At 50.7% G+C, this 10,388-nt stretch carries 10 protein-coding genes; 7 read left to right on the forward strand and 3 right to left on the reverse strand.

Annotated features, from left to right (window positions below):
- Positions 1 to 1,090: IS21-like element IS5376 family transposase (gene istA, locus CD000_RS00005; protein WP_096224611.1), on the reverse strand; the 1,090-nt coding region annotated here is incomplete at its 3' end.
- Between the two features lie 250 nt (positions 1,091 to 1,340).
- On the opposite strand from istA, the gene CD000_RS00010 reads away from it, so the two are divergent.
- The 5 genes from CD000_RS00010 (at position 1,341) to bioA (ending at position 7,925) form a co-directional block, all read left to right on the forward strand.
- Complete coding sequence (locus CD000_RS00010; RefSeq protein ID WP_096224612.1) at positions 1,341 to 2,999, forward strand: IS1634 family transposase; 1,659 nt, start codon at positions 1,341 to 1,343, stop codon at positions 2,997 to 2,999.
- A 148-nt stretch (positions 3,000 to 3,147) separates the two neighbouring features.
- On the forward strand, positions 3,148 to 5,094 hold the full coding sequence (locus CD000_RS00020; protein WP_096224613.1) for a pyruvate kinase: 1,947 nt from the start codon (positions 3,148 to 3,150) through the stop codon (positions 5,092 to 5,094).
- A 177-nt stretch (positions 5,095 to 5,271) separates the two neighbouring features.
- Complete coding sequence (locus CD000_RS00025; RefSeq protein ID WP_096224614.1) at positions 5,272 to 5,835, forward strand: biotin transporter BioY; 564 nt, start codon at positions 5,272 to 5,274, stop codon at positions 5,833 to 5,835.
- A 4-nt stretch (positions 5,836 to 5,839) separates the two neighbouring features.
- Positions 5,840 to 6,556 (forward strand): dethiobiotin synthase, encoded by a 717-nt coding sequence (gene bioD / locus CD000_RS00030; protein WP_011232487.1) that lies wholly within the window; start codon positions 5,840 to 5,842, stop codon positions 6,554 to 6,556.
- A complete protein-coding gene (gene bioA, locus CD000_RS00035; protein WP_096224615.1) occupies positions 6,546 to 7,925 on the forward strand; it encodes an adenosylmethionine--8-amino-7-oxononanoate transaminase in 1,380 nt (459 codons plus the stop codon). Before bioD ends, bioA begins: the two co-directional genes overlap by 11 nt.
- Before the next feature lie 199 nt (positions 7,926 to 8,124).
- On the opposite strand, the gene CD000_RS00040 is transcribed toward bioA, so the two are convergent.
- Positions 8,125 to 8,574: a hypothetical protein gene (locus CD000_RS00040; RefSeq protein ID WP_025039205.1), complete on the reverse strand. Its 450-nt coding sequence runs from the start codon at positions 8,572 to 8,574 to the stop codon at positions 8,125 to 8,127.
- Between the two features lie 81 nt (positions 8,575 to 8,655).
- Positions 8,656 to 9,534, reverse strand: coding sequence for an IS982 family transposase (locus tag CD000_RS00045; protein WP_011230510.1), 879 nt, complete (start codon positions 9,532 to 9,534; stop codon positions 8,656 to 8,658).
- A gap of 280 nt (positions 9,535 to 9,814) precedes the next feature.
- Between CD000_RS00045 and CD000_RS18595 the strand changes: the two genes are divergently transcribed.
- Together CD000_RS18595 and CD000_RS18600 are read left to right on the forward strand one after the other, a co-directional pair.
- Positions 9,815 to 9,970 carry a hypothetical protein gene (locus CD000_RS18595; RefSeq protein ID WP_162839636.1) on the forward strand — a complete coding sequence of 52 codons (156 nt, stop codon included), beginning with the start codon at positions 9,815 to 9,817 and terminating at the stop codon, positions 9,968 to 9,970.
- Between the two features lie 99 nt (positions 9,971 to 10,069).
- Positions 10,070 to 10,240, forward strand: a complete 171-nt coding sequence (locus tag CD000_RS18600) for a hypothetical protein (RefSeq protein WP_198962469.1) — start codon at positions 10,070 to 10,072, stop codon at positions 10,238 to 10,240.
- The last annotated feature ends 148 nt before the right edge of the window (positions 10,241 to 10,388 follow it).

Below are 10,388 nucleotides of genomic sequence, written 5' to 3' on the forward strand. Positions count from 1 at the left end.
TTTCGGCGAATGAAATCACTTTTTTCTGTTGGTCCACGTGAGAAATCTCCTCCCCTCGAAAGTACAATCGAATATCTCCATTTAATCGCTCCTTCACCAGAATTTCTTTGCCCGCATACTCCGACGATAAGAGCCATTGTTCCCCTTTGTAAGAGAAACTGCCATCCCAATGCACCTTCCGATAGGAAAGATAGCTCGTATCGTAATCTTTCAACGGAAGAGGCTTGAGTGACTCCTCGGCCCAACGCTCTTGCGGAGAAATACCGGTAGTGGCGTTTGGCTTCCGATTCGCCACTTGATCGAGCCAACGATGGAGAAGGAAATTTAATTCTTCGATGCTTTCAAACGATGTTCCTACATAGAAGTGATCCATAATATACTGAATGGCTCGTTCGACTTTTCGCTTTGTCTGGGCCCGGTAAGGCCGGCATACTTTTGGAATAAATCCGTAGTAACTCGCAAATTCGGAAAATCGTTGATTCCATTTCACCACTCCTTGTTCTCGCCCGTCTGTAACGGTCTTCATATTGTCAAATAACACCTTCTTCGGAACCCCGCCAAAGTACTTGAAGCTCTGAATCAGGCATTCCATTAAGTGTTCCTGATCCTGGCTGACCGTAAATACCGCGTATTTCATCCGCGAATAGCCTAACACAGCCACAAATAGCGATAACTTGACTTTTCTCCCTTCGATCACGACCTCCCCGACTTCTTTCCAATCGACTTGCATTTGTTCGCCAGGAAGCGTTTCATAACGAACGGTGTATTTCTTTTTCGCCGTCTCTCGGAAAGGTTTCATATAGTCTTTTAAAATCGTCTTTCCTCCCGTATAGCCCTGTTGTCGAATTTCAAAAAACAACTTTTCGCTATTAAACACCCCATCTTCTAACATTCGTTTTTGAAGATACGGCTTAAATGGATCTAACTTGCTTTTTCTTTGTTTTCGCTTGGATTTGGAAGGAGGATTGGGGGAGTGAATATATTTTCGGACGGTTTTCCGATCGATCCCCAATTCCCTCGCAATATCGGAAATACTCATTCCCCTTTCATACATCTCTTTGATCATAAAAAATTTCCCTCTCGTAATCATGAACCATAGCTCCTCTCGTTGACACTATGGTTCTATTGTAAGTGGGGAATTTTATTCCGGCTATATTGGGGATTTTATCATCGGCTTTAACAATGGGTAACTCCGGGCGGTGGTGTTAAGGAGAATGAAACTCCAGTAGAAGCATTAAAACTCACATTTCGCACCCTCCCAACGAAAATCGGGAGGATTTTTTCGTTCCGATGTCGAATGAATCCTTGACACACAAGGAAAGTGAAGGAGTTTTTCTCTCATGAACGTTCAAGTCAAAAAGGTCTATCGTAATGATTATTTGAATATAATAAGTGCCCTATTCAAGAAACTGGGCCTGCCCCAATTGATTGACCATCTCGTTCCCGTTGATCCACAGTGCCAGACTCGAGTCAGCGATGCCGTTCAGGCCATCATCTACAATCTGTTTGACGGCCGGCAAGCCCTTGTTCACTTGGAACATTGGGCTCAGGAGGTCGATTGTGAGAAACTCATCCGTCCCGATCTCCATCCTTCCTGGTTGAACGACGATGCGTTGGCCCGTCATCTCGATCGCCTGTATGAGGCTGGCATTCACAACGTCATCAGCACTTGCTTGATTCATATTTATCGCAAAGAAGGCCTTTCCCTCCGAGCCTTCCACGCCGATACGACGGACAAGACCGTTTACGGCGCGTATGAATCGGCCTCATTAGAGGCTTTGCAGATCACACATGGCTATAACCGCCATCATCGTTGGCAAAAACAGATCGGTTTCGGACTGGTCGGCAACGAGGACGGCATCCCGTTTTACGGCGATGTGCACGACGGCAACCTGCCTGACAAAACGTGGAATCCGGAGGTGCTGTCCCGTGTCCACGAACAGCTCAAACAAGCCAAGATGGAAGACGAATGGATTTACGTGGCCGATTCCGCCGCGATGACAAAAGACACTCTGGCGCAAACCAAAGCGGCCAACGCCTTTTTGATCACCCGAGGCCCTTCGTCGCTTCGGATCGTGAAACGGGCATTAGCGGAGGCCGATTCGCCTCACATCCCGTGGAGCGAACCCTTTACCCTGGCGGAGAGAAACGGCGCCACGTATCGGGTATGGGAAACATCCTCCACCTATGAAGGCCACCCCGTTCGGCTGATCGTCGTCGAATCGAGTGCGCTCGACCAGCGAAAAGGAAAGACGCTCGAAAAAGAACGAACCAAAGAAGCGGAGCTTCTTCGCGAGGAACAAGCCCATTGGGAGCGCCACCCTTTCTCGTGCCGGGAAGACGCTGAACAAGCCTTGGCGTCCCTCAAGATGTCCCTTCGCCCACGGTTTCATCAGGTCAAGGCCGCGGTCGAAGAGATCGTACGCCCGAAAAAACGGCGCGGACGGCCGAAAAAAGGGGCGGAACCCGAGATGGAGACGCGGTATCTCTTGCGCCTTGACGTCGAATTCGACCAAAACGCGTGGGAACAGGCAAGACGGAAAGCGTCCCGGTTTGTCCTCGTCACGACCGTTCCGGAGGAATGGAAGGGCCAACAAATGGATGCCCAAGAGATCTTGAAGCTATATAAAGGGCAGATCTCGGTGGAAATGAACTTCGCTTTTTTGAAAGACCCTTTTTTCACGGATGAGATCTATGTCAAAAAGCCAGAACGAGTTGCGGTATTGGGCTATTTGTTTCTCTTGGCCTTGGCCATTTACCGCGTCTTTCAGCGCCGGGTGCGCCAGTTCATCACACCCGAACACCCATTAAAGGGCGCCGGAGGCCGCAAGCTGACCCGACCGACGGGGCAGGCGATTTTCCAGCTGTTTCAATATGTGAACGTCGTCCTCCTGGAGCTGCCGGATGGACGCATCCAACGCTCACTGGATCGCTCCCTCACCCCTGAACAACGAAGGATTCTGCAGGGGTTGGGGCTGGATGAGAGCATTTACGTGTAACGTCATACGGAACGACCAGCGATGGTAAAAAAAGGATAGACATCGCTCGTCGTGTTGGTCAAAAAGTTATTCTGAAAAACTAAATAAAAAATCCTTTGTTTTGACCTTGTTAGGGTGCGAAATGTGAGATACAGCGAAAAGCGGCTTCCTGTTTCTGTCGCATTCAACCGGCGAATGGCGCCGGTTTTTTTATCTTCTCATTTACGAAAGCGGCGAATATATAAAAGTAAAACCGCATTTTTCACAAGGGTTGGTGCCGCTGATGCACGACAAACGAGATTTGGGCGCCCGCTTGGCCGCTTTTTACCGAGGGATGGCGGAGTGGGTGGGACAAAAGCAGAAGTATTTTCCTCTTCCATCCCATGAAGAGAGCCGGGATCAGTTGCTTGCTTACTTATATATGAGGGGGCACATGCCGTCGGATTTGCGTGAAGCGATGGAAGACGCCGGATGGCGGCTCGAGGGGCAAGAGGCTCATCTCATCGACGCGGTCGAACAAGTTTTGGCTTATTTGTGCACGCCGGTTGATGGCGGATGGGAGCTTCGAAAGGTGACAAGGAGGGAAGCGAAACAGTTGCTTCATAAACGGGCGGAGGCTGTGTTCGGAAGCTCGAGTTCCGTCTGTTCGACGCGCATTATGGTGACGATGGACGAGGCATGGATGGATGAACCGAGCGTCATCGAACGGCTGCTCCTTTATGGCATGGACATTGCCCGCATCAACTGCGCCTACGGTTCTCCAGAAACGTGGGAGGCGCTCGTGGCCATCATTCGTCAAGCCGAGAAGCAGTTGGAGCAACAGCTGCAGGGGAGGCGATGCCGCATTTACATGGATCTGCCGGGGCCAAAAATCCGGGGCGACCGCTTGGCGGTCAACGCGGGGCCGATGAAGCTCTCTGTGAAGAAAAATCTATATGGAGAGCCAATGGAGCCGCTCTTCGGCCTCATTTCCTTCTCTTCTTCCCCGCCGCCGTCTCCGCTCCCCCGCGATGTTTCATTCTTGTGGCAGTTGACGGCTGAGGACGGAGCGACCGTCGAAGAAGGGGATGAACTGCTGTTTACCGATGTGCGCGGAAAAAAACGAAAACTTCGGGTCACGGAACAAATCGCGCCGTCTTGTTTTAAAGTTCTTCTTTCGCGGACGGCCTATGTGCAAAAAGGGATGAAACTGCGGCGCGGGTCGGCTTCCTTCACTCTATGTTCTGTTTTGTTCATTCCAATGAAAGCGTTTGTCACGGTCGGTACACCGCTGTATATTTATTTCGATGACGCTGCGTTTGCACAGGCGCAGAATGGATGCGGTGTGAAAATGACGACGACATTGGCGAAAGCGTGGCGCAATGTGCGGGCGGGAGACCGCCTTTATTTGAACGACGGCCAAATTGCAGCGCGGGTCGTGAAAGTGCACGAGCGGCATGTAGAGGCCAAAGTCGTTGCCGATGGCGGAAAGCGAAAAGCGATTAAGCAAGGAACGGGCATCCATCTTCCCGATTCGTTTCTCCATTTGACGGTTCCGCCGCTCACCGACCGCGACCTTGAATGGATTCCGTTCATCGCGAGATGGGCGGATATCGTCGGGCTGTCGTTTGTTCAGGCCCCTCATGACCTGCGAAAGCTTTATCATTTGCTTGCCGAACAAGGGGCTGGTTCTCTCCCGGTGATCGCGAAAATCGAAACGCGGGCGGCGCTTCATAACTTCGTTCGCATCTTGCTTGAGGGATTGAAGTTTCCGGCGTTTGGTGTGATGATTGCGCGCGGCGATTTGGCCCTGGAGATTGGATTTGAACATCTTGCGGCCGCACAGAACGACGTTTTGGCGCTATGCCGGGCGGCTCACATCCCGGTCATTTGGGCGACGCAAGTGCTTGAACAAATGGCGAAAAAGGGAATTCCGTCGCGCGCGGAAATCTCGGATGTTTTTCTTGGAAAACAGGCGCAATGCATCATGTTGAACAAAGGAAGGCATATTGCGGAGGCGGTGCGCTTATTGTCGTCGTTGTTGGAAAAGGAGGAGAGGCAGAGTGGATCGCTGGCGATGCCGAAAACGGACGGCGAACGGATGAACCTGCTTAACTTGTGGGAGGATGAAGGGTGAGCGTTGGCCACTGCTTCCGCCGTCTGTTTGAGAAATGAGCCGCGCCAAAAAAGGAGTCCTGCTGTGTTAGGGGGCTCCATATTTTTTGTCTAAATGTAAACCTATATAAAAATAAAGTTGACAAATAAAAAACACATCAGGCACAATAGAAACAAATATTTGGAGAGGAGGGAAGATGTGCGAATCCATTCCTTTGTTTGGGCCGCCTTTTTTGCCGCGTTGACGGCTGTTGGTGGGTGGATCAAAATTCCGGTGCCGTATGTGCCGTTTACGCTGCAAATCGCGGCGGTGTACTTGGCCGGCTGTCTGCTTGGCCCAAAAATCGGAGCGCTTAGCCAACTTCTATATGTCTTGATTGGGCTGGCGGGCGCGCCCGTGTTTGCGGAAGGAGGCGGGCTCGGTTATATTTGGAAGCCGACGTTTGGCTATTTGCTTGGCTTCATCGCCGGGGCGTATGTATGTGGTTCGCTTGTCCGCCGTTTTCAATGGACAAGAGCGCGGGACATATGGAAGGCGAATTTGGCGGCCTTATTGACGGTGTATGCGTTTGGCTGCGCGTGGCTGTACATAGCGATGAAATGGATCGCGGGGGCTCCGCTTTCCATCGGCCAAACGCTATGGTTCGGCTTTCTTCTCCCGGTGCCGGGAGATCTCGTGCTTTGCGCCGTTTGTTCGGTCATCGCGGCGCGCGTATGGCCGCGCGTCCGACCGATCATGATGACTCGAGGGATGGGGGGATAAGAGAATGGGGCAAGCCATTTTCATGACGGGAACAGGAACAGAAATCGGCAAAACGGTCGTCACTTCCATCGTGGCGTTGGCGCTGGAGCGGCTTGGGATGAGCGTAAGCGTGTTGAAACCGGTTCAGACTGGACTGGCCGAAGACGGGGTGTCGTTTGCCGAACAATATTGGTACGAACGAGTGGCGAAGCTTTCCGCATCAGAAGGCATGTACTATATGGAACCGGCGATGTCGCCGCATTTAGCGGCGAAGTTGACCGGCACGTCCATCGAACCAGAGAGGGTGGCCGAACGGTTGGAATGGTTGAAGCAGCGCTATGATGTCGTGCTCGTCGAAGGAGCGGGAGGGTTGGCCGTTCCGTGGTGTGAGCGCGACGGACGATTCTATATGACGAGTGATTTCCTTCGTGATTATCAGCTGCCGGCGATTCTTGTGTCGCTCTCAAGCCTTGGTGCGATTCATCACGCGGTGACGACGGCGGCGTATGCCGACGCGCAAGGCATTCGTCTGCTTGGCCTGATGTTTAATCAGTTTCAGGAACAAGAGATCATCCACCAAAACAATGTCGAAACGATCGCCGCCTTGCTTCGGCTGCCGGTGCTGGCGGTCGTGCCGCTCCTTCCTGCAGTCTCAAGGAGGGAACTGGAAACCCTAGCTCAGCATTGGATCGAACAAGGAAAGGCGAAACAACTGCTGGAGGTGCTTGGCGTTGGCGTATAGCTACGAGCAATTGGAACAGTGGGACAAGCAGTACGTCTGGCATCCATTTACGCAAATGAAGCAGTATGCCAAAGAACGCCCCTTGATCATTGAACGCGGGCAAGGAAGCTATTTGTACGATGTCGACGGCAACCGGTACTTGGACGGCTATGCGTCGCTATGGGTCAATGTCCACGGCCATAACGATCCGGAGCTGAATGCGGCGCTTCGCGAGCAATTGGAGAAAATTGCCCATTCGACATTGCTCGGTTCGGCGAATGTGCCGTCGATTTTGTTGGCCAAACGGCTGCTTGAATATTGGCCGCACATGTCAAAAGTGTTTTATTCCGACACCGGGGCGGCGGCGGTGGAAATCGCGCTCAAGATCGCCTATCAGTATTGGAAAAACATCGATCCGGTTCGATATGCGAAGAAGAACAAATTTGTCTCGTTGAAGGAAGCGTACCACGGCGATACGGTCGGGGCGGTGAGCGTTGGCGGCATGGAAACGTTCCACCGTATTTTTGCGCCGCTTTTGTTTGAGCGGATCGAAGTGCCGTCGCCGTACGTGTATCGCATGGAGGAATACGGAAGCGAGCCGGAGATCGTCGACTATTGTTTGCGCGAGCTGGAACGGGTGCTTGAGGAGCAGCACGATCAAATCGCCGCGGTTGTCATCGAGCCGCTTGTGCAAGGAGCGGCGGGGATCATCGTCCATCCGCGCGGGTTTTTAAAAGGAGTGGAACGGCTTTGCCGCCGGTATGGGGTGCTCTTCATTTGCGACGAGGTCGCCGTCGGCTTTGGCCGCACGGGCACGATGTTCGCTTGTGAGCAGGAAGAGGTGAAGCCTGATCTTGTCTGCCTTGGGAAAGGGATTACTGGAGGATATTTGCCGCTCGCGGCCACACTGGTCACGGAAGAGATTTATGCGGCATTTCTCGGCGATGTGGACGAAGACAAAACGTTTTACCACGGCCATACGTATACGGGGAATCAGCTCACTTGTTCCGTTGCGCTGAAAAACATTGAGCTCATCGAAAAACGCAGCTTGATTGACAGCGTAAAGCGGAAGGCGCGCCGGCTGGCCGAACGGTTGGATGCGCTATATGAGATTCCGATCGTCGGCGACATCCGGCAAAAAGGCTTGATGTGCGGCATTGAAATCGTGAAAGACCGAAGAACGAAAGAAGTGTTTCCGCGCGCGGCCATGGTGGAGCACCGGATCATCCTTGAGGCGCGCCGGAGGGGGCTTGTCATCCGTCCGCTCGGCCCGGTGTTGACATTCATTCCGGTTCTCTCCATGAGCGAAGACGAAATGGCCGAGGCGGTGCGCATTTTGTTTGATTCGATCGCCTGTTTGTACGATCAAGTGCAGGCGGAGCTTGTATAAGCGGAAGGCGGCGGACAGTAACGGGTTCGGTTCAGAAGTACAAAATCAAAAAAAACAGTACAAATAACAGCGTAATTAGCACAAAATTCGAACTAAATTTAACAAGGTAAAAAGCACATTAAAACGCTTGGGTTTATTCCAAGCGTTTTAAACTAAAATTATATTGACTTGTTAAATCAAGACTGTTACTAAAAGGTTACTACCGTACTTCAATTACAAAGGCATAACTTGAATCTCCCTTTTCCCATCTTGCTGAAACATCATACACATAAACACCTTTTTCTTTTGGTAATAGTATCACATTATCATTTATTGGAACATTTTCTGTTTTTATATTTGTAAGCCATCTATTTACTACTAATGTATTTTCTTTAGGCTCGTCTTTGAATTCTATTTTCAATTGGGAATTTGGTGGTACAACCACAGGTTTTAGTTCTTGATTTTTAATGAGTTCTGGCGGAGAACTTGTATCAGCACAAACAGAATTAAGTAATCCATTCCAACAATACGAACCTTGTGTCACTTCTACCTTTTTTTCTCCAACAGTTATGGTTGGTAAAGGTGGTTTAGCACTAAATAGTCCAATAACAAAATAACCACCAATGCCTAACACAATTAATACTAATAATGGAATTAAAAACTTTTTCATACACTTCCCTCCTCGTGGGTTAATTTTCCCTTTGCTAATTTTCTAAGTAATCTATATATTACCCGTGGTGCTAGTTGAGCTTTAGCGCTCAACTAGCCCAAGTGTAACCAGGGAATAAGCTAACAATATACCGTCTAGTGCCACTTCAAATCCGATAATCGAATTGGCTCGGATCCCCGTGATGCGATAGTGGTCAACCAGAACCGAGAACACCGTCTCGATCACTTTGCGTTTTTGTTGGATCCACTGCTCCCATGTCTCAGACGCACGATGTTTCTGGTTTTTTCGAGACGGAGTCCAAAGCGCCATTTGGTATTCTTCGTACAGCCTTTTTTGCAAGTCACGGCTAATGAATCCTTTGTCCCCAAAGTTATACGGGTGGGGAATTTGGGTCATCACGCTTTCGGCTGCGATTCGATCGTGGCAAGATGCTTCCGTCACCACATACCCCATTGGCAGCCCTTGATCGGTCACTTGAAGGTGCAGCTTCAACCCGTAGTACCATTGCTTTTTGGAAGCGCAATACCCGATGTCGGCGATCTCTTGAAACCGTTTGACGCGATGCATTCTTGCCGTATGGCACAATGGGAGCGGCAAGCTGTCCACGACGGCATAGGCATGATGTTGGCCACGTTTTGCCAGCTCATGGCGGATCCATTTGATAGCGAAGCCAAGCGCCCGGCAGCGGCGGTTATACCGGGAACGTTCGAGAAACGAGCCGTTTGTGAACAAATTTCCCGTGACAAAACGATGCCACGCCCGTTCAGAAGTAAAACCGAGCAGCTTTCCTAAAAGATGAATGGCGATGATGACAGCGTCCTCTTGCTTGACCAAATGGCGATTTCGACGATGAAGATGCACCTGAATGCATGAAAGTTGAGCAGAAACAAAAACGAAAATGGCGGCATATTGCTTTTGAATCTTGGCCCGATCTGTAGTAAAATGAAAGTGCTCTTGCATAGGGATCCTCCTTTTTAATGGTTGGTTGCACTTTCATTTTAAGGGGATCCTCATGCAAGGGCTATTTTTATGCTTGTTTGAGTTTATCTAGCACCACGGGTAAAAGAAAATAATTTCCTTTAATGAGAATATCTTATAGAAAGAGACCTTCCTTTGCATTCACGGATCGATGATTTGGGAGAAATCGCCGTTTTTCACCAGCCTTCTAGGTACTGGCCTAAGCAGCGGGCGTTTTTTCTGCATACAGTGGGACTAAAGCAAGCGGAAGGAGGAAAGCAAGATGAGCCATCTCCAAGCAGCGGATGAACGCATTTGGCGGCCGCACCCGTTTTTCTTCGGCGCTCCGTTTTTTGGCGGCTTTTTAGGCGGTTTGCTCGGGAGCGCATTAGTTCCGCTGTTTTTCTATCCGTTGTGGTATGTCCCCATTTGGTGGTGAGAAACCGGCAAGGGTTGGGCGGACGACCCACCCTCTTTTCTTGTTTGTTGCATATGAATACAGTGTAGCATTCTAGCTTTGGGGAAAGGAGAAGGAACGATGCCATTTCCAGGATTGTTGTTTGGCGCCCCATTTGTCGGCGGCTTCTTAGGCGGATTGCTCGGCGGCGCGTTAGCTCCGCGTCCGTTTTACCCGTACCCGCCGTATCCGCCGTATCCGCCGTATCTGCCGTATCCGCCGTATCCGCCGTATCCAGACTGGTGGGATTGATCGTCTATTCATGAAAGAATAAGCATCCCTGTGGAACAAGAAGGGGTGCTTATTCAATGATCTCGGTGTCGCGGATGCGGACGTCGGCTGTTTGCAGCATGTTCCACACGGATTCGGATGGCGCTGCCATCCCTTTCTCCCTTTCGTA

The sequence above is a fragment of the Geobacillus sp. FJAT-46040 genome, assembly GCF_002335725.1.
Classification (GTDB): domain Bacteria; phylum Bacillota; class Bacilli; order Bacillales; family Anoxybacillaceae; genus Geobacillus; species Geobacillus thermoleovorans.

Bases quoted from the DNA above. Each gene is read 5' to 3' on its own strand.
- CD000_RS18595 (WP_162839636.1), top strand. From the start codon at position 9,815: ATGAGCCATCTCCAAGCAGCGGATGAACGCATTTGGCGGCCGCACCCG.
- CD000_RS00040 (WP_025039205.1), bottom strand. From the start codon at position 8,574: ATGAAAAAGTTTTTAATTCCATTATTAGTATTAATTGTGTTAGGCATT.
- CD000_RS18600 (WP_198962469.1), top strand. From the start codon at position 10,070: ATGCCATTTCCAGGATTGTTGTTTGGCGCCCCATTTGTCGGCGGCTTC.
- bioD (WP_011232487.1), top strand. From the start codon at position 5,840: ATGGGGCAAGCCATTTTCATGACGGGAACAGGAACAGAAATCGGCAAA.
- CD000_RS00010 (WP_096224612.1), top strand. From the start codon at position 1,341: ATGAACGTTCAAGTCAAAAAGGTCTATCGTAATGATTATTTGAATATA.
- CD000_RS00045 (WP_011230510.1), bottom strand. From the start codon at position 9,534: ATGCAAGAGCACTTTCATTTTACTACAGATCGGGCCAAGATTCAAAAG.